This window comes from Nocardiopsis aegyptia, from assembly GCF_013410755.1.
Lineage (GTDB): Bacteria > Actinomycetota > Actinomycetes > Streptosporangiales > Streptosporangiaceae > Nocardiopsis > Nocardiopsis aegyptia.
Window position 1 is genome coordinate 170,684 of the sequence record NZ_JACCFS010000001.1, and the last position, 18,264, is coordinate 188,947.

The 18,264-nt window shown below is 74.3% G+C and carries 14 protein-coding genes; 6 read left to right on the forward strand and 8 right to left on the reverse strand.

The window, feature by feature from the left end; all coding sequences use genetic code 11:
- The first annotated feature begins 137 nt into the window (after positions 1–137).
- A complete protein-coding gene (gene pstS / locus HNR10_RS00760; RefSeq protein WP_179820015.1) occupies positions 138–1,316 on the forward strand; it encodes a phosphate ABC transporter substrate-binding protein PstS in 1,179 nt (392 codons plus the stop codon).
- A gap of 87 nt (positions 1,317–1,403) precedes the next feature.
- Here pstS and HNR10_RS00765 read toward each other — a convergent pair whose 3' ends face one another.
- From HNR10_RS00765 to HNR10_RS00790, 6 genes are all read right to left on the reverse strand, one after another.
- Positions 1,404–1,928, reverse strand: coding sequence for a hypothetical protein (locus HNR10_RS00765; protein WP_179820017.1), 525 nt, complete (start codon positions 1,926–1,928; stop codon positions 1,404–1,406).
- A 250-nt stretch (positions 1,929–2,178) separates the two neighbouring features.
- A complete protein-coding gene (locus tag HNR10_RS00770) occupies positions 2,179–3,882 on the reverse strand; it encodes a glycosyltransferase (RefSeq protein ID WP_179820018.1) in 1,704 nt (567 codons plus the stop codon).
- A 211-nt stretch (positions 3,883–4,093) separates the two neighbouring features.
- Positions 4,094–4,267, reverse strand: coding sequence for a hypothetical protein (locus HNR10_RS00775; RefSeq protein WP_179820020.1), 174 nt, complete (start codon positions 4,265–4,267; stop codon positions 4,094–4,096).
- A gap of 88 nt (positions 4,268–4,355) precedes the next feature.
- The gene (locus tag HNR10_RS00780) at positions 4,356–5,354 is read right to left on the reverse strand and encodes a C40 family peptidase (RefSeq protein WP_312889023.1); all 999 of its coding nucleotides are present in this window, start codon (positions 5,352–5,354) and stop codon (positions 4,356–4,358) included.
- A 473-nt stretch (positions 5,355–5,827) separates the two neighbouring features.
- Positions 5,828–7,732 (reverse strand): S9 family peptidase, encoded by a 1,905-nt coding sequence (locus HNR10_RS00785; protein ID WP_179820021.1) that lies wholly within the window; start codon positions 7,730–7,732, stop codon positions 5,828–5,830.
- A gap of 216 nt (positions 7,733–7,948) precedes the next feature.
- Positions 7,949–8,413 (reverse strand): Rv3235 family protein, encoded by a 465-nt coding sequence (locus HNR10_RS00790; protein ID WP_179820023.1) that lies wholly within the window; start codon positions 8,411–8,413, stop codon positions 7,949–7,951.
- A 153-nt stretch (positions 8,414–8,566) separates the two neighbouring features.
- Here HNR10_RS00790 and HNR10_RS00795 point away from each other — a divergent pair, with 153 nt between their 5' ends.
- The 5 genes from HNR10_RS00795 (at position 8,567) to HNR10_RS00815 (ending at position 15,693) form a co-directional block, all read left to right on the forward strand.
- On the forward strand, positions 8,567–9,391 hold the full coding sequence (locus HNR10_RS00795; RefSeq protein WP_179820024.1) for a glycerophosphodiester phosphodiesterase: 825 nt from the start codon (positions 8,567–8,569) through the stop codon (positions 9,389–9,391).
- 6 nt (positions 9,392–9,397) lie between these two features.
- On the forward strand, positions 9,398–10,807 hold the full coding sequence (locus HNR10_RS00800) for an MFS transporter (protein ID WP_179820026.1): 1,410 nt from the start codon (positions 9,398–9,400) through the stop codon (positions 10,805–10,807).
- Between the two features lie 136 nt (positions 10,808–10,943).
- Positions 10,944–13,994: a DEAD/DEAH box helicase gene (locus HNR10_RS00805; RefSeq protein WP_179829450.1), complete on the forward strand. Its 3,051-nt coding sequence runs from the start codon at positions 10,944–10,946 to the stop codon at positions 13,992–13,994.
- A complete protein-coding gene (locus tag HNR10_RS00810; RefSeq protein WP_246405988.1) occupies positions 13,991–14,740 on the forward strand; it encodes an SWIM zinc finger family protein in 750 nt (249 codons plus the stop codon). Before HNR10_RS00805 ends, HNR10_RS00810 begins: the two co-directional genes overlap by 4 nt.
- 116 nt (positions 14,741–14,856) lie before the next feature.
- Positions 14,857–15,693, forward strand: coding sequence for an SAM-dependent methyltransferase (locus HNR10_RS00815; RefSeq protein WP_179820028.1), 837 nt, complete (start codon positions 14,857–14,859; stop codon positions 15,691–15,693).
- 66 nt (positions 15,694–15,759) lie between these two features.
- Here the strand turns inward: HNR10_RS00815 and pcaDC are convergent, their stop codons facing one another.
- Together pcaDC and pcaB are read right to left on the reverse strand one after the other, a co-directional pair.
- Complete coding sequence (pcaDC, locus tag HNR10_RS00820; protein ID WP_179820029.1) at positions 15,760–16,893, reverse strand: bifunctional 3-oxoadipate enol-lactonase/4-carboxymuconolactone decarboxylase PcaDC; 1,134 nt, start codon at positions 16,891–16,893, stop codon at positions 15,760–15,762.
- 2 nt (positions 16,894–16,895) lie between these two features.
- Positions 16,896–18,257 carry a 3-carboxy-cis,cis-muconate cycloisomerase gene (gene pcaB / locus HNR10_RS00825; protein WP_179820031.1) on the reverse strand — a complete coding sequence of 454 codons (1,362 nt, stop codon included), beginning with the start codon at positions 18,255–18,257 and terminating at the stop codon, positions 16,896–16,898.
- Positions 18,258–18,264 lie beyond the last annotated feature (7 nt).

Sequence of the window (18,264 nt, forward strand, 5' to 3'; positions counted from 1 at the left end):
CGGATCCATGGCGTCCGGGACCCGGGTCGGGGCCGCGGCACGCCAATGGTTAAATTCTCGGCGGTGTTCCATCACCTGCGGCGCAGCGCCCCCGAGGGGCCGTGCGCGGTGAACACACTGGAGGACCACCGACACCGATGAAGGGGACAGATCCAGTCGTGCCGTCCAAGAAGCGTTCGCGCACCCAGACCCGAGCCCAGCGCCCGCTCGGCGCCTACCGGGGTGCGGCCTCGGCCGCGCTGGCCGGCCTGCTGCTGGCGGTCACCGCCTGCGGCAGCGACAACGCCGTGCCCGGGTCGGAGGCCCTGCCGGTGCCCGACGACCTGGAGTGCTTCTCCGGCAGCCTCTCCGGCGCGGGATCCAGCGCCCAGGAGAACGCGATGACCACCTGGATCGCGGGCTACCAGTCGGCGTGCGACGGAGCACGCGTGTACTACGACTCGATCGGTTCGGGTGGCGGGCGCAGCCAGTTCATCGACGGCGCGGTGGACTTCGCCGGGACCGACGCGGCCTTCACCCCCGAGGAGAACGCCGACGCGATGGAGCGGTGCAACGGGTCGAACACCCTGAACCTGCCCGCGTACGTGGTGGCGATCGCCGTGGTGTTCAACCTGGAGGGCGTGGACTCGCTGAACCTGCGGCCGGACACGATCGCGAAGATCTTCAATCAGGAGATCACCCGCTGGAACGATCCGGAGATCGCCGAGAGCAACCCGGACGCGGACCTGCCCGACATGCCGATCACCCCGGTCAACCGCGCCGACGACTCCGGGACCACGGAGAACTTCACGCGCTACCTGGCCGAGGCCGCGCCCGACGCCTGGCCGCACGAGCCGGACGGGATGTGGCCGATCACGCCGCGCGAGTCGGCGCAGGGCAACAGCGGTATCGCGGACACGGTCGATCGGGCCGAGGGGGCCATCGGCTACGTGGAGATGTCCCACGTGCACGACATGTCCACGGTCGCGGTGGGCGTGGGCGAGGAGTTCGTGGAGATCTCGCCCGAGGCCGCGGCGCAGGTGGTCGCCGACTCGCCCCGCCGCGAGGAGAACGCCAGCGAGTACGACCTGGCGCTGGCGCTGGACTACGGCACGACCGAGCCCGGCAGCTATCCGCTGGTGCTGGTGAGCTACGAGGCCGTGTGCGCGGAGTACGACGACGCCCGCACCACCGAGCGCGTCAAGGCCTTCCTGCGCTACGTGGTCAGTCCCGAGGGCCAGGAGCTGGTCTCGGAGGAGACGGGTTCCACGCCGGTGAACGAGTCGCTGCGCGAGCAGCTGGTGGAGTCCATCGACGCGATCGGCACGACGGACTGACCCGGATCCGGCCCGCGCAGGACAGGACGGACACGCCGTACCCGCGGCGTGTCCGTCGCGCTCGCGCGGCACCGGGCCTCCTCCGGCTCAGACCGCGCAGGAGCCCGCCGGGTTCCAGGCGCTGAACAGGCCGTCCGGGTTGTCCTGCCAGAACCACACGTGCAGGGTGTAGTTGACGGGAAGCCCCGGCGCCTGCCCGGGGTCGGGCCCGTCGAACGGTTGCCCGAAGAGCGAGGGGCGGTCCTCGTCGGTGGTGACGTCCTGGTCGGCGTCGACGTAGTAGTACTCCGCCGCGACGAGCTTGCGGCCGCCGTAGCCGTCGGGCTGGTACACGAGGACCTCGGGCGTCATCGGGTCCAGTTCACGGTCGATCAGCTCCGGCTTGGCGTAGTGGTAGCCCATCACACCCGCGGGGCTCTCCGCGCACTCGTCGGTGGGCAGGTAGCCGTCGGCGACGGCCCGGTACTCGTCCTTGTACTTGTTCAACGCGCTCTTCGTCGCGGCCAGTTCCTGCTCCACCGTGGTGTGCGCCTGGGCGCCCATCGGCCCGATCACCGCGAGCGCGAGTCCGGCCACAGCGGCGGCGGTCAGGCGTGTGGGTCGTACCGGCATCGTGTTCCTCCTGTGCTTCATGTGTCCTCACGCGACCCGCCCCTTCGTCCGAATCATCGGATGAGACGTGCACTGGGGCGGACATCAGAGCCAGTCAGCGAGGACGCTTTCGGATAGGCCGCTCAAGCGAGCCCGTCGACATGATTTCGGAACCACACGGACCGGCGGCCGCGGCACCCCGCTCCGTGGCACAGAACGCACACGCTCTTGACCGGAGCGAGGCGGCGGAGTTGGGCGTGCGCTCGGCGGCTCACGCGCGCGCGGCGCCGCGCCCCCGGTGGCGGGCCCGGTGCCACGCGGCCGCGAGCCAGGCGCGCAGGCGGCCCGGCCGCCCGCCCGCGGGCGCGACCGTCCCGGTCCCCGGGCGCCCCTCCCGCCCTTCTCCCGCCTCGGGCTCGCCGGGCACCTCGCGTTCACCGCGCGCGGCCGCCGCGCCGGGGGCCCCGGTCGGGTCGGGGGCCGCCGGGCCGGTCCGCCTGGACACGGTCACGGCGGAGCCGCGGGCGGTCGGGTCCGACGCGGTGCGCGGCGGCGGTGGAACGGAACGGTACAGGGACAGGTCGGCCAGTGTGTCCTCGCCCGCGTGGATGCGGTAGCGCCCGTGCAGAGCGGCGACCACGTCGGCGACGTCCTCCCCCTCCTCGCGTACCCGCAGCGCCCGTGCCAGTGCCCTGGTGCGCCACAGCCTGACGCCCGCGTCATGGGAGGGCGAGGCCGCGGGGAAGAGTTCGGTGAGCCCCGCCCGGTGGCGCTCCGCGCTGGCCAGGAGCCGGGACAGCGCCACCTGCCCCAGCCCCCAGGCGACGGGCACCTGGAGCAGGAAGGGTGAGGGGAAGCCGGTGAGCGGCGGCGCCCCGGCGAAGGTGATCCGCGGTTCTCGCAGGTAGTTGGCCTGGATCAGGCGCAGATCCAGGTGCGGTCCGCCGACCGCCGCCGGGTCGTGGCCGACGCCCTCCCAGTCGGCGACCAGGGTGAGGACCAGGTCGGTCTCGGCGCTGTCCAGCAGGCGGTCGACGCAGCCGCGAACGAGGTCGTAGGAGGCGCCGCGCACGTCGACCACCGCGTGCACGAGCGGGACGCGGCGCCGGTGCGCGGGGACGCGCTCGCGGTAGGCGTGCGGGTGGGGCATGAGTTCGGCCAGGACCTCGGTGCGGAAGCGCTCGGAGGGCAGCCGGGTGCGGGCGGTGGTGGCCCGGCCCACGTGCCAGGCGGTCGCGGCGGGCTCGGGCAACAGGACGGCGCCGGCCTGCCACAGGCGGTAGCCGAACTCGGTGTCCTGGCCCACGTCCAGGTCGGGGTCCACGCCTCCGGCGGCCTCGTACAGGCTGCGGCGCAGGGCGGCGGCCGCGCCCATGTAGGCGTGGAAGCCCAGGTGGTCGGCGTCGCGCAGGTCCTCGCTGGTGGCGAGCAGGTGGGTGATCCACTCGTGGTGGCGTCCGGTGTCGAGCGCTTCGTGGAGCCGTCCGGCCCGGGCCAGGGACAGCACCTCGGTCGGATGCGCGGGGCCGGTGTCGGCGAAGCGGACGCGGCCGAGGGTCACGCACTCGGCGTGGGTGTGCTGCCAGCGGGCCTGGGCCTCGATGAAGCCGGGGGCGGCGATCATGTCCGCGTCCATCCAGAGCAGGATGTCGCCGGTGCTGGCGTGGGCGCCGTAGGAGCGCCCGAACCCGGCGCCCCAGCCGCCTTCGGGGGCGGCCAGGATCCGGCAGTGGTCGGGGCGCAGCGCGGGCAGGCGCAGGGGCGGCGAGGAGTGGTCGTCCACGACCACGACCTCGATCAGGTCGCCGGGGTAGGTCTGGGCGGCCAGGGAGGCCAGGGCGAGGTCGAGGCGGCGCTGGCCTCCGCGGGCCGGGATGACCACGCTGACCCGCATCTCGGGTGTCCAGTGTCCGTGGGCGGGCGGTGTCAGAACACCCCAGTCGTTGCGGAAGACGCGGGTCGGGACACGTTCCACCCGGCCTCGGTGGGAGACACCATCGCACCCTACGTACTTATTCAGTGACACAGAGTCACTATAGCCCTGTTTGGCGCCCCTGTGTGGCGCTGGTCACCCGGTGTCACGCATCGGCGCGGCAGGGGACGCGCACACGGCGGCAGGGGACGCGCACACGAAGGACGCGCCGCGCTCCCACGGAGCGCGGCGCGTCCCCTGCCGCGGTGGCGGCTCAGCGCCGTGGCCCGGTGTCGGACCGGAGCATCCTGACGCCCAGCCAGAGCAGACCGGCCACGGCCGCGATCAGCACGACCCACACCAGCAGTCCGACCAGGATGGACAGGAGCCAGAAGAGGAACAGCACGACCGCGACACCCGCGGCGATCCTGATCAGAAGTCGTCCCATGCGCGGAAGGATACGCGGCCGGGGAGGAGCGGACCACCCCCGCCCCGGACCGCGCTCCACGGGCCCGCGACCGCACCGGCGGCGCGCGTCAGCCCACCCGGACCGCACCGGTGAAGACGCTGTCCCAGTACGAGGCGAGGTCGACCTCCTCCAGCGGCTTGGAGGGGTTGGAGCCGTGGATCATCATCCCGTCGCCGGAGTAGATCCCGACGTGGCTCGGCGCCGACTCGCTGTAGAAGAACAGCAGGTCGCCCGGCTGGAGCTCGTCGCGCGAGACGGGCGTGCCGGCGTTGACCTGGTCGTAGGTGGTGCGCGGCAGGCTGACGCCGGCCTGGGCCCAGGCCGCCTGGACCAGGCCGGAGCAGTCGTAGGAGTCGGGGCCGGTGCCGCCCCACACGTAGGGCTTGCCGATCTGGGCACGTGCGAAGTCCAGGACGGCCTGGACGTCGCCCGAGGCCGCCGCGGCCTCGGCGGTCTCCGTGGATCCGCCGGAGGACGCGGCGGCCGGCTCCGGGGCGAGCTCGGCGACGAGCTCCTCCTGCTCCTCCAGCGCGGTCTCGCCCTCCTCCTGGGCCGACTCGGCGGCCTCCAGAGCCTCGGCGGCGGCGGTCTCGGCCTCCTCCGCCTGCCCCTTGAGTCCCTCGAAGCGCTCGACCGCGCCGACGTAGTCCTCCAGGACGATCTCCTGCCCCACGGACAGGAAGTCGAGGTCGGCGATGTTCTGCAGGGCGTCGTCGGGCGAGACGCCGAAGAGGACGCCGAAGGTGCTGTAGCTGGCGCCGACGTAGGCGGACTGGGCGATGTTGGCCGCCTGGCCGGACACCGCGTCCAGCTCCTCCTCGGCCGTCTCCAGCTGCCCCTCGATCTCCTCGACCTCGGCCTCGGCCGCCGCGTGGTCCTCCTGGGCCTGGTTGTAGGCCTCGTTGAGTTCGGACAGCTCCTGCTGGAGCTCCTCGTAGCGTTCCTGGGCCTCCTCCTGGGTGGGCTCGGCCATGGCCAGGCCCGAGGACAGGACGATGGCGCCCAGGGCGACGGTGCCGACCGTGGCGCCGCGGCGCAGGGCGCGCGAACGGGGTGTGCGAGTCACTGGACCGACTGCCTTCCTCCCACTCCCGTCTACCGGCGCAGGGCATCCCGAAGGCACACCTGTGGCAGGTGCGCGGGGATGTGTGGGAGGGGGTCCGGCGGCGGCGTGTGGGCCACGGGGGGCGGGCCGGCTGTCTGCGGCGGCCTCTGCTCCTGGGACACGGACGGGTGAGCAGAGTGCGACGGAGACCGGACGCCGTCACCCAGGTGGTGACAGATCGGGGCGTTCCGGTCTGGGGGAACACTAATTCATCGCCAAGCCGAACGCGACCTTTTCGTTACCTTGCCTTGGGCAACCCCCTGACCTGCGACAACTGTTCAACTGGCCGACATCGCCTACGGCGCCGGGGAATCGGGCAGAATCTCTTCCCGATCCACGCACGTCAAAACAAGGTCACGACACCCTTTCCCGTGACATGAACAACAGAACCAGGGCGGCTGGGCCGGGATCCCTCGGGACCCCGGCCCGACCGGTCACAGGTGGCGGCCCCACCACTCCAGGACGGCCTCGAACCTGGCCACCCGGTGGCTGGGCAGGCCCGAGCGCGACATCTCGTGCCCCTCCCCCGGGAACAGCAGCATCTCCGTCTCGTGCCCGCGCCTGCGCAACGCCACGAACAACCGCTGCGCCTGCTCCACCGGGCACCGCCAGTCCTGCTCGGAGTGGATGATCAGGAACGGCAGGTCGATCCGGTCGGCGTAGGTCAGCGGGCTCTCCTTGGCCCAGACCTCCGGCGGGCCGTAGAGCGGCCCGGGGAAGAACGCCCCGATGTCGGAGGAGCCGTGGAAGCTGTCCAGCGCGTTGACGGCGCGCTCACTGATGGCCGCGCGGAACCGCTCACCGTGGTGCGCGGCGATCCACGTCGTCATGAAGCCGCCGTGCGAGCCGCCCATGATCCCCACGCGGCCGGCGTCGAGCCGCTCGTCGCCGAGCGCCTCGTCCAGGAAGGCCAGGACGTCGGTCGCGGTGGTCTCGCCCACCGAACCGATGATGGCCCGGCCGTGCTCGTGCCCGTAGCCCGCGGACCCGCGCGGGTTGCACATCACCACCGCGTACCCGGCGGCGGCGTAGACCTGGGTCTCGTCGAAGAGCTGGGGGCCGTACTGCGCGAACGGCCCGCCGTGGATCATCAGCACGACCGGGTGCGGGCCCTCCCCCTCGGGGAGCGTCACCCACCCGTGCACGGGGTAGCCGTCGCCGGTGTGCGCGGTCAGCTCCGTCATGGGCAGCGGATCGATGTCGGCGAAGTCGGTGAGCCGCTGCTCGCCGTTCTCGGTCACCCGGACCAGTTCACCGCTGGAGCGATCATCGGCCACGACCGCGACGGTGACGCCGCCGTCGGCCCCTTCGACGTGGTCGAAGGACTGCGTCTGCGCCTCACCGACGGACAGCTGCCGCACACCGCCCTCGAAGGGCACCAGGACCAGGTCGACGGCGCCCCGGTTCTGCGCCAGGCCCAGCAGGCCGTCCTCGGCCACCAGCAGGTCCGGCTGCATCCTGGGCCCCTCGCCGGGGGTCAGCCGGGTGGGCGCGGCCGAGGCGTCGGCCGGAACCGACCAGGCGCCGGTGGTCTGCCCGACGAAGTCGTTCAGGTCCTCGCCGAGCTCGTCGGCCAGGAAGTACACGGTGGACCCGTCCGGGGAGAAGCGGGGGGTGTGGGCGTCCAGGTCGCCCGCGCTCACCCGGCGCGGCTCGGCGCCCTCCTCGGGCGCGCACGCCCACACGTCCGCCACCAGGTCGGTGTCGCGGGTGGCGTGCCGCGCGGCGCAGAACACGAGTTCGGAGCCGTCGGGACGCCATCGCGGGGCGGAGTGGTCGGTGTCGCCGTCGGTGACCCGCACGGGCTCGCCCGCCGCGCCGGAGGGGTCGATCGGGGCGGTGACGAACACGTGCGCGCGCCGGTCGTTGGTGAAGCCGAGGTCGTCGAGGCGGTACTTGAGCCGGGTGATGCGGCGCGGCGGCTCCTTGGCGGGCTCGGTGCCCGTGTAGCGGCCGGGCTCGGGAACGCGGGCGGTGTGGGCGATCCGGGTGGAGTCGGGGCTCCACGCGATGTCGCCCGCGCCGAGGGGGTGGTCGGTCACCTTCCACGGCTCGCCGCCGCCGGCGGGCAGCACGTGGATCTGGGGGCGCTTGTCGTCATCGGCGCGCAGGAAGGCGATCCAGCGGCCGTCGGGCGAGAAGGCGGGGGCGCTGTCCCTGTCCCCGCGGGTGAGGCGCTCGGGGGGCGCGGAGCCGTCGGTGGGGACCGTCCACAGCGCGCTGGTGTAGGTGTCCGCCTCCAGGTCGGGGCGGGTGAGGGAGAAGACCGCGCGGCGGCCGTCGGGGGACAGGGCGGGGGCGCCCAGACTGTGCAGGCGGGCGATGTCAACGGGTTTCATGCATCGTCGGCGGCCCGGGCCGGGTGGGACCGGGCCGCCTCCTCCTTCTGTGGCCGTGGAACCCCCGGGGTCGGGGGGCGGGGTCGTGTCCGGTGGACCCTATCCGCGCAGATGAGGGGAAATCCAGGGGGTTTCGCCCTTCGCGGAGGCGGCACCGGCCCCGGCCCGAGGCGCACCGCGCGACCCGGGGGGAGGCTCACGCGTACCGGGGAGGTGTCACCGCGCGCGGCGGGAGGTGTCGGTCTCCAGGCTGGTGCACACCCACCGGTCGTCCTCGCGGCGCGCCCGGAAGGCGAAGACGCGGGTGCGGTGGTCGCACATGATCACGGCGTTGGCCTCCACGGTGCGGCCGGGCAGCGGCTGGTGGAAGACCCGGGTGAGCCGGGGCGCCAGCGCACAGGGCACCGACCCGCGCAGACGGCGCAGCTCCTCGCGCACGGGCACCGCGAGCTGGTCGCGCAGGGCCTCCGGCGTGCGCCGGCCCACCAGTACCTCCGCCACCCGCTGCGCCAGCAGGTGCACCTCGCCGGGGGTGCGGTGGCCGCGCAGCGGTGCGCCGCAGCGGGCCGTGGCCGGGCGGCCCTGCGGCGTGCGGGCGGGCGTGGTGACGGGGCGGTGGGAGGGGGAGTCGCGGTGGCAGAGGGGCCGGGGGCAGGGGTGACGGCGCCGGGAGTGCGACATGAACAGGTTCCTTCCATGGGGAGGACATCCGCCTTCACCCCGTCCAGGAGCGGCCCGCGGTCCCGCGTACCACCTGGAATTCCAGCTTTCTCCCGTGGCCGTCCGGCCTGGGGACGCCCACCGGCCGCGACGCACAACGGGCATACTGGCGTGGTGACAGACGCCTACCTCTCCTCACCCCCTCCCCTGGCGCTCGCCCACCGCGGCGGGTGGTTCACCGACGGCCAGGGCGTACGCCGGACCGAGCTGGAGAACACCGCGGTCGCCTTCCAGCACGCCATCGACCTGGGCTACACGTACCTGGAGACGGACGTGCACGCCACCAGCGACGGCGTCCTGATGGCCTTCCACGACCCCACGCTCGACCGCGCCACCGACACGAGCGGCGCCATCGGCGACCTGCCCTACCACGAGGTCGCCCGGGCCCGCGTGGCCGGGCAGGAGCCCGTCCCCGTCCTGGAGGACCTGCTCACCACCTGGCCCGAGGCACGGTTCAACATCGACCTGAAGTCGGACGCCGCGGTGGAGCCCCTGATCGACGTCCTGCGCCGCACCGAGGCGTGGGACCGGGTGTGCGTGGGCTCCTTCGACCAGCGCCGCCTCGACCGCGCCCGCCGCCTGTTCGACCGCCCGGTCGCCACCTCCTGCGGTCCCCGCGACGTGCTGCGCCTGCGCGCGGTGTCGCTGTGCCGGCCGCTGTGGCCGCTGGCCGGCCGGGTACCGGTCTGCGCGCAGATCCCCCTGCGCCACGGGACCTTCCCGCTCCTGAGCCGGGACCTCATCCGCACCGCGCACCGGTGCGGCCTCCAGGTCCACGTGTGGACCGTCAACGAGCCCCCGGTGATGGAGCGCCTGCTCGACGCGGGCGTGGACGGCATCGTCACCGACAACACGTTCGCGCTCAAGGAGATCCTGGTCCGCCGCGGCCTGTGGCGGGGCTCCGCTCCCGGCGCCCACAGCACCCTCCAGAACGGATAGTCCCCCATGGCCGACGCCTCCCCCGCACCGAGGACGGACAACTCGCCCTCCCCGGACCCGCGACAGCGCAGACGCGAGCAGCGCGGCTGGTACCTGTACGACTGGGCCAACTCGGTGTTCATCACCTCCGTGGTGACGGTCCTCATCGGCCCGTACATGAGCACCCTGGCGTGCTCCTCGGCCGGAGCCGCCGACGCGGCGGCGTGCCAGGACGCGTCCCTGGCCCTGGCCCCGCTGGGCGTGGACTGGTTCACGCTGCACCCCAACGCGCTCTATCCCGCGCTGACCACGCTGGCGATCCTGCTCCAGATCCTCCTGCTGCCCTCGGTCGGCGCGATGGTCGACCGGTCCCGGCACAAGCGGCGCTGGCTGCTCTGGCTGGCCCTGGGCGGTTCGGCGTGCACCGCCGGCCTGTACGCGGCCACCGACGGCTACCACGCGGCGTCGGTGCTGTTCGTGCTGGCCAACGTGCTGTACGGGCTCTCGATCGTGGTCTACAACGCGTTCCTGCCGGAGGTCTCCACCCCGGACGAGCGCGACCGGGTCTCGGTCACGGGGTGGGGCATCGGCTACCTCGGCGGCGCCCTGCTGCTCGCCGTCCACCTGGGCCTGGTGCTCTCGGCGGACTCGCTCGGCATCGACACCGGCCACGCCGTGCGGATCGCGTTCGTGTCGGTGGGCCTGTGGTGGGCGGGCTTCACGGTCCTGTCGGTCCGGCCGCTGCGCGACCGCTACGGCGCCCTGGCCGTGGGCAGGGGGACGGGCGGCGCCGTCGGCGGGTCGCTGCGCCAGTTCGCGCACACCCTGCGCGACATGCGCCGCTACCCCAACACCATCCTGTTCCTGCTCGCGTTCATCCTGTTCAACGACGGTGTGCAGGCGGCCATCCGCTACGCGGCGCCGTTCGCGACCCAGGACCTGGGCCTGGAGGAGGACGCGCTGATCATGACCATCCTGGTCATCCAGTTCGTCGCCTTCGCCGGCGCGTTCCTGGCCGGGCGCGTGGCCCTGGTGGTGGGCAGCAAGGCCACGGTCCTGGGCAGCCTGGCGGTGTGGTGCCTGCTGGTGGCCCTGGCCTACTTCCTGCCCGCGGGCAACGTGCCGCTGTTCGTGGCGATGGGCGTGGGCATCGGCCTGGTCCTGGGCGGCACCCAGTCGCTGGCCCGGGCGCTGTTCTCCCAGCTGATCCCGCCGGGCCGCGAGGCGGAGTACTTCAGCCTCTACCAGATCTCCGACCGGGGGTCGACGTTCCTGGGTTCGCTCGCGGTCACGATCGCGGTGAGCCTCACCGGCGGCTACCGGTTCGCGATCCTCTCGCTCATCGTGTTCTTCGTCATCGGCGGCGCCCTGCTGTGGCGAACCCGGATGCGCGAGGGCATCGAAGCGGTCGGGAACAAGGTGCCCGAACGCCTGTGACGGTGTCCCGTTCCGGGTCCTCCCGGAACGGGACACCGCGCCTCCGGGACGGGGTTCGGCGGGAGCGGCCTCGTTTTCCGGCCTGTCGTGGTCCGCGGCCATACTGGGGCCGGTGGAAGCGACGACGGGAGGCCGGGTGCGGGTCGTGCACGGCGCGTGGGTCAGGGACGCACTGGTGCTGTGGGGTGAGGCGGACGGCGCCCCGGCCGGAGCGGGCGGCACGCGGACGCGCTCCGGCGGCCCCCCGTGGCACCCCCGCGCGGCCGGCGCCGCCGCCCTGCGCGCCCTCCTGGCGTCGGCGGGGAACGGCGCGGTGGCCGAACGCGCCCGGGAGACCGATCTGGTCCTGGACCTGCCCGGCGACGGCACCGCGCCCCTCCCCTCCTCGTCCGGTGACGGGCATGGGTCGGCCGTCCGCTCCCCCTGGCGGGTCCCGGGACTGGCCCTGGGCGCCGCCGACGCCGACGCCGTGCTGCCGGTCCTCGGCCGCGCCACCGCTCCGGTGCCGGGACCGTCGCTGCTCCACCTGGCGGCGGTGCACGACTTCGCCGAGCGGCTCGTCGCCGCCGGGGCCGTCCTGCCCGACCTCGTGGGCGACCCGCCCCGGGCGCGCTGGCGGCCCGCCCCGGTGGACACCGCCGAGGAGCACCTGGCCGCCCTCACCGCCGCCCTGCCGCCGAGCGCGCACGCCCACCTGACCGGGGACGACTCCGCCTCGCCCGCGCGCGCCTGCGTCCTGGCGCCCCTGGAGCTGCTCACCGACGCCGCCGCCCGGCGCCTGGCGCCCGCGGCGTCCCAGCCCGCCGACCGCGCGGCCGCGACCGCCCCGGCCGCGCGGCTGGCGGAGGCGCTGACCGGTGGGCGCGCCCGGGTGGACGCCGACACCGCCCAGGAGCTGCGCGGGCCGCTGCGCCAGTGGCGCGAGCGCGTGCGCGGCAAGGGCCGGGCGCGGCTGCTGTTCCTGCTGCGCGAACCCGACCGGGACGGCCCCTGGCAGGTGGAGTTCTGGGTGCGCTCGGACAGCGACCCCGGACTGCGCCTGCCGCTGGAGCGGGTGTGGCTGGGCGAGGGCGCGGCGTGGCTGCCCGACGACGTCGGCACCACCGCGCTGGCCGACCTGCGCCGGGCCGCACGGCACTACCCCGCCCTGCACCGCGCGCTGTCCGACCTCGCCCCCGCACGGCTGCCGCTGAGCACCGCCGGCGCCGAGGAGTTCGTGGGCCGGGCCGCGGCGCGATTGGGCGCCGCCGGGTTCGCGGTCGTGCTGCCCGAGTGGAGCGGGCGCGGTGCGCTCGCGCTGCGCATGGCGGTCGAGGACGAGCCGCGCAAGCGGCGGCGCGGCGGGGTCGGCCCCACCGACCTGGTCGACGTCTCCTTCGAGGCGCTGCTGCGCGGCACCGACTCCGACCTGCCGCTGGAGGAGTCCGAACTGGCCGAGCTGGCCGAACTGGCCCGGCTCAAGCGCTCGCTGGTACGGGTGCGGGGCCGGTGGATGGAGATGGACCCCGAGCGGGTCGGCGCCGCCCTGGACCTGCTCCGCAAGCGCGGTTCCCTGCGCCGGGAGCAGGCACTGCGGATGGCGGTCGGCGCCAACCCCGCCGTGCCGCTGCCCGTCGCCGACGTGGTGGCCGACGGCCCGCTGGGCGCGCTGCTGGACGGCGGCGCCAAGGCCGAACCGCGACCGATGGGCACTCCCCCGGGCTTCACCGGGACGCTGCGCCCCTACCAGGACCGGGGCGCGGCCTGGCTGCGGTTCCTGGGCGAGCTGGGCCTGGGCGCGGTCCTGGCCGACGACATGGGCCTGGGCAAGACCGTCCAGCTGCTGGCGCTGCTCACCGACGAGCGGGCCGAGGGCCCCGCGCCCGGCCCGACCCTGCTGGTGTGCCCGGTCTCGCTGGTGGGCAACTGGCGGCGCGAGGCCGCCCGGTTCGCCCCGGGGCTGCGGGTGCACGTCCAGCACGGGCCGGACCGGCCGGGCGGCAACGCCCTGGCGCGGCTGGTCGGCGCCTGCGACCTGGTGGTGACCACCTACGGCGTGGTGGCGCGCGACGACGAGTTGGCGGCGCTGCCCTGGCACCGGGTGGTGTGCGACGAGGCGCAGGCGCTGAAGAACCACGCCACCCGGCAGGCACGCGCGGTGCGGGCGCTGCCCGCCGCCACCCGGATCGCGCTGACCGGGACGCCGGTGGAGAACAACCTGGGCGAGCTGTGGTCGGTGATGGAGTTCACCAACCCGGGGCTGCTGGGGTCGGCCCAGGACTTCCAGCGCGCGGTGGCCGATCCGGCCGAGGCCGCGGCCCACGGCGACGGTGGCGGTGCCGGTGATGACGCGGGCGCGGGCACGGGCACCGGTGCGGCGACGGACCTGGTGCGCCGCCTGACCGGGCCGTTCGTGCTGCGCCGGCTCAAGACCGACCGCTCCATCATCGCCGACCTGCCCGAGAAGCAGGAGATGCGGACCTGGTGCACGCTCACCCCGGAGCAGGCCTCCCTGTACAAGGCGGTCGTGGACGAGATGGCCCAGCGCATGTCCGAGGCCGACGAGAAGGAGCGCAAGGGCCTGGTGCTGGCGACGATGTCGCGGCTCAAGCAGATCTGCAACCACCCGGCGCAGTTCCTGGGCGACGGCTCGGCGCTGTCGGGCCGCTCGGGCAAGCTCGACCGGCTGGAGTCGATCCTGGGCGAGGCGGTGGCCGAGGGCGACAAGGCGCTGTGCTTCACGCAGTACGCGCGGTTCGGCGAGCGGCTGGCGCCCTACCTGGCCGCGCGCACCGGCGTTCCGGTGCTGTGGCTGCACGGCGGGACGCCGCGGGCCGAGCGCGAGCGGATGACCGAGCACTTCCAGAACGCCTCGGGGCCGATGGTGTTCCTGCTCTCCCTCAAGGCGGCGGGCACGGGACTGAACCTGACCGCGGCCAACCACGTCGTGCACGTGGACCGGTGGTGGAATCCGGCGGTGGAGAACCAGGCCACCGACCGGGCGTTCCGCATCGGCCAGCGGCGGGACGTGCAGGTGCGCAAGATGGTGTGCGTGGGGACCGTGGAGGAACGGGTGGACGAGATGATCGAGCGCAAGAGCGCGCTGGCCGACGGGGCGGTGGCCACCGGGGAGCAGTGGCTGGCCGGGCTCTCGGTGGCGGACCTGCGCGAGGTCGTGCGCCTGGCGCCGGAGGCGGTGGCCGGATGAGCGGCACGTGGTCGGCCCTGCTGGAGGAGGCCCTGCGCGCGGGACCGGCCGGGTCCGGGCCGGTCCCCTCGTCGGCGGCCGGTGGCCCGACGGTGGAGCGGCTGGCGGTGCGCGAGGGCGAGGTCGTCGCGCGGGTGCGCGGCGGCTTCGAGGTGAGCCTCATCCGGCCGGTCTTCTCCGAGGACGAGTGGGAGCGCGCCTGCGCGGCGCTGGCCTCGCAGCCGGTGTTCCGGGCGCGGCTGCTGGCGGGGGAACTGCCCCCGGCGGTGGCGCGGGTGTTCTCCGTCCTGGGCCTGGACCTGGTGCCGCGCGGGTGGGCCGACCTGGTGGCCACCTGCTCGTGCGACGACTGGCGGGGGCGCTGCGCGCACCTGGCCGCGGCCGTGGCCGAGCTGGGGCGCGAGGCCGACCGCGACCCCTTCGCCCTGGCCGCCTGGTGCGGACGCGCGCGCCGGGACCTCGTCGCCCGGGTCGCGGCGGTCGCCCGGGACCCGGAGTCGGCCGGCCCGGACGGGGGCCCGGACGGGGGCCCGGACGGGAGCGGTGACGGGAACAGCGATGGGGACAGGAACGGAGATACGTCCGGGACCTGCGCTTTCGATGCCGACACGGTGGCCGGATTCTGGTCCGCTCCCCCGCTGCCCTCCCCCTTCTCCGCGCCTTCCGGAGTGGGTGCGCGCGTGCGGGCCGCGGCGCCCGGAGCGCTCGCCGACGAGATCCCCGCATTCACACACGCCCGCATCTGAGAATGGCCGCCGAAATCCTGCCGCGGAGTTCCCGAAACGCCCATGGGAACGGCGAAACACGGTTACGATTCGCCTGGAGATCATCTCCGCCCGACCGACCGGATTGGTGCCCCTCGATGGCTGACCGCTTCCCCCCCAACATCGACATGGAAACCCCCAGCATCGCACGCATGTACGATTTCCTGCTCGGCGGAAAGGACAACTTCGAGGCGGATCGCAAAGCGTGCGAGGCCCTCGCGAACGGCATTCCCGAACTGGTCACGTTCGCCAATGACAACCGCGCCTATCTGGCGCGGGCGGTGGAATACGTCGCCGCCCAGGGGGTCGACCAGTTCCTCGACCTCGGCGCGGGCCTGCCCACCGCCGACAACACCCACCACGCGGCCCAGCGGCACAACCCCGAGGCCCGCGTCGTCTACGTCGACCACGACCCCATCGTGCTCTCGCACGGCCGCGCGCTGATCGACGACAGCGTCAGGACCGCCTTCCTGCTCGCCGACATCCGTGACACCGACGGCATCCTCAGCGCCCCCGAGACGACCCGGCTCCTCGATCTGGACCGGCCGCTGTGCGTGATGCTGGTGTCGCTCCTGCACTGCCTGCCCGACGACAGCGACCCGTTCGGCATGGTGCGGCGGCTGATGGACCGGCTGGCCCCGGGCTCGTGCATCATCTTCTCGCACATCGTCTCCGACGACCCGGCCGCCGCCGTCTGGATGACCGACAAGATCCTGTCCTTCGGCACGCCGTGGGGCCGGGTGCGCAGCCCCGAGGAGGCCTCCGTGGTCTTCGACGGCCTGGAGCTGGCCAGCCCGTGGCTCGACGGACGCGACGAGGGCCCCTTCGCGGTGGACTGCGCCACCTGGCGCAAGCCGGACGCCGACCCGCGCTTCCGGCCCGCGTCCGCCGAGAGCAAGCTGTGGGAGCTGTCGGGCGTCGCCTTCCGGCGCTGATCCGCCTGATCCGCCCCTGCGGGTGAGGGGGTCGGCCCGGGCGTGCCCGGACCGGCCCCTCGCCGCTCAGTCGTGCTCGGCGAAGACCTCCTGGGCGACGGCGAAGGCCTTGTTGGCGGCGGGAACGCCGCAGTAGACCGCGGCCTGGAGGAACACCTCGCCGATCTCGTCCCTGGTCAGTCCGTTGCGCAGGGCCGCGCGCACGTGCATCGCCAGCTCGGCCCAGTGGCCGTGGGCGACCAGCGCGGTCAGCACCATGCAGCTGCGCGTGCGGCGGTCCAGCCCGGGGCGGGTCCAGATCTCGCCCCACGCGTAGCGGGTGATGAGGTCCTGGAACGGTTCGGTGAAGGGCGTCTTGCGCGCCTCGGCGCGGTCCACGTGGGCGTCCCCCAGAACGCTCCGGCGCACCCGCATGCCCGCCGAGGCCCGGTCGCCGGCGGTGAAGTGCGCGGTGAGCAGGGTGTTGACCCTGGCGCTCTGCTCCCATGAGAGCAGGTGGGCCGCCTCGTCCAGGACCGTCAGGCGTGCGCCCGGGACGCGCTCGGCGATCAGCGCTCCGTGCCCCGAGGGCGGGGTGGCGGGGTCGTCGGCGCCGGAGACGACCAGTGTGGGCACCGAGATCCGGTCCAGCTCCTCGCGGACGTCCCAGTTCTCGATGGCGCCGCAGCAGCCCGCGTAGCCCTCGGGGGCGGTCGCGGCGATCCGGTCGCGCAGCGCGGTGACCTCGGCGGCGTGCCCCTTGGCGAAGTCGGGGGTGAACCAGCGCTCGACCACGGAATCGGCGACGGCGTCGGCGCCCTCGCGGCGCACCAGCTCGGCGCGGTCGCGCCAGTTCCGCGCCGGGCCCATGTACGGGGAGGTGGCCAGCAGGGCGAGGCGGTCCAGGCGTTCGGGCGCGTGCAGGGCGAGCCACTGGCCGACCATGCCGCCGATGGACAGTCCCGCGAAGTGGGCGCGCTCGATGCCCAGCCGGTCGAGCAGCCGGACCACGTCCCCGCCCAGGTCGGCCATGGAGTAGGGGCCTTCCGGCACGGGTGAGCCGCCGTGGCCGCGCAGGTCGATCCGGATCACGCGCAGGACCGCGGACAGCGCCTGCGCCTGGGGCTCCCACATGTCCAGGGTGGCGCCGAGCGATCCCGCCAGGACCAGGGGCGGGGCGTCGGCGGGTCCGCTGTCGGTGTAGTGCAGGTCAACGCTCATGCTCATCCTTCGTCGGTGCTCGTCCGGCCCCGTCGGCCCCCGGCCGCGGTGACCCGGTCGGTGAACTCCGCGGCGGCGCCCAGGTAGCCCGCCGGGTCCAGCAGTGTCTCGACGCGTTCGCGGGTGCGGGTGCCCGCCAGGCGCTCGGCCAGGACCTCGGCCAGGGGTCGGCCGGTGGCCGCGGTCTCCTCGCAGGCGGCCGTGACGAGCCTGTGGGCGTCGAGCCGGCCCAGCTCCGGGGCCAGGTCGGTGGTGACGCGCTCGCTCAGGGCCAGTCCTGCGGTGGCGTCGAGGTTGGCGCGCATGCGCTCGGGGTGCACGCGCAGCCGCGTGGCTCCGGTGCGCAGCCAGGAGACCGCGCTGCCGGTGCGGCGCAGCAGGTCGGTCAGGGGCAGCCACTCGGAGTGCCAGGCGCCGGCGGCCCGCTGGTGTTCCTGGATCTGGGCGGCCAGGAGGGTGGCGACCAGTCCGGGCGCCTGGCGGGCGGAGGCCAGCGCGCCGACGGCCGCGACGGGGTTGCGCTTGTGCGGCAGCGTGGAGGATCCGCCGACGCCGGGCCCGCCCTCCTCGGTCACCTCGCCGACCTCGGTCTGGGCGAGCAGGACGATGTCCTGCGCGCTGGTGCCGACGGCGCCGCAGACCCGCCCCAGGGCGGCGGCCAGGTCGGCGATGCGGCCGCGTTCGGTGTGCCAGGGCAGGACGGGTTCGGGCAGGTCCAGGCGGGCGGCCAGGGCGGCGGTCACGGCGGGCCCGCCGGACCCCAGGGAGGCCAGGGTGCCCACGGCGCCGCCGAGTTGGACGGCCAGGCCGGTGCTCAGCACGGTGTCGAGCCGGTCGGCGGCCTCGGACAGGCCGTGGGCCCAGCCCGCGGCGACCGCGCCGAAGGTGGTGGGCAGGGCCTGTTGGAGCAGGGTGCGCCCGGGCATGGGCGTGGTGCGGTGGCGGGCGGCCAGGTCACGCAGGCCGGCGGTGAGGTCGGCGAGGTCGACCAGCACGGCCCGTCCGGCGCGCCGGGCCACCAGCATGGCGGCGGTGTCCATGACGTCCTGGCTGGTGGCGCCCTGGTGGACGTGCCGTGCGGCCTCGGGGTCGGTCTCGCGCACGGCCGCGGTCAGTTCCTTGACCAGGGGTATGACCGGGTTGCCTCCGCCCGCGGCGGCCCGCCCGAGCGCGTCGGGGTCGTAGCGGTCGGCGGTGCAGGCGGAGGCGATCGCCTCGGCCCGGTCCGGTGTGATCCACCCGGTGTCGGCCAGGGCGCGCGCGAGCGCGGCCTCGGTGTCCAGCAGGGCCTGGAGCCAGGCGGTGTCGTCGGTCAGCGGACCCACGGGGCCGTGGTCAAGGACACCGTCGAACAGGCCGGGCATGCGGATT

Bases quoted from the DNA above. Each gene is read 5' to 3' on its own strand.
- pcaB (WP_179820031.1), bottom strand. From the start codon at position 18,257: ATGCCCGGCCTGTTCGACGGTGTCCTTGACCACGGCCCCGTGGGTCCG.
- HNR10_RS00800 (WP_179820026.1), top strand. From the start codon at position 9,398: ATGGCCGACGCCTCCCCCGCACCGAGGACGGACAACTCGCCCTCCCCG.
- pstS (WP_179820015.1), top strand. From the start codon at position 138: ATGAAGGGGACAGATCCAGTCGTGCCGTCCAAGAAGCGTTCGCGCACC.
- pcaDC (WP_179820029.1), bottom strand. From the start codon at position 16,893: ATGAGCGTTGACCTGCACTACACCGACAGCGGACCCGCCGACGCCCCG.
- HNR10_RS00810 (WP_246405988.1), top strand. From the start codon at position 13,991: ATGAGCGGCACGTGGTCGGCCCTGCTGGAGGAGGCCCTGCGCGCGGGA.
- HNR10_RS00815 (WP_179820028.1), top strand. From the start codon at position 14,857: ATGGCTGACCGCTTCCCCCCCAACATCGACATGGAAACCCCCAGCATC.
- HNR10_RS00765 (WP_179820017.1), bottom strand. From the start codon at position 1,928: ATGCCGGTACGACCCACACGCCTGACCGCCGCCGCTGTGGCCGGACTC.
- HNR10_RS00785 (WP_179820021.1), bottom strand. From the start codon at position 7,732: ATGAAACCCGTTGACATCGCCCGCCTGCACAGTCTGGGCGCCCCCGCC.
- HNR10_RS00790 (WP_179820023.1), bottom strand. From the start codon at position 8,413: ATGTCGCACTCCCGGCGCCGTCACCCCTGCCCCCGGCCCCTCTGCCAC.
- HNR10_RS00775 (WP_179820020.1), bottom strand. From the start codon at position 4,267: ATGGGACGACTTCTGATCAGGATCGCCGCGGGTGTCGCGGTCGTGCTG.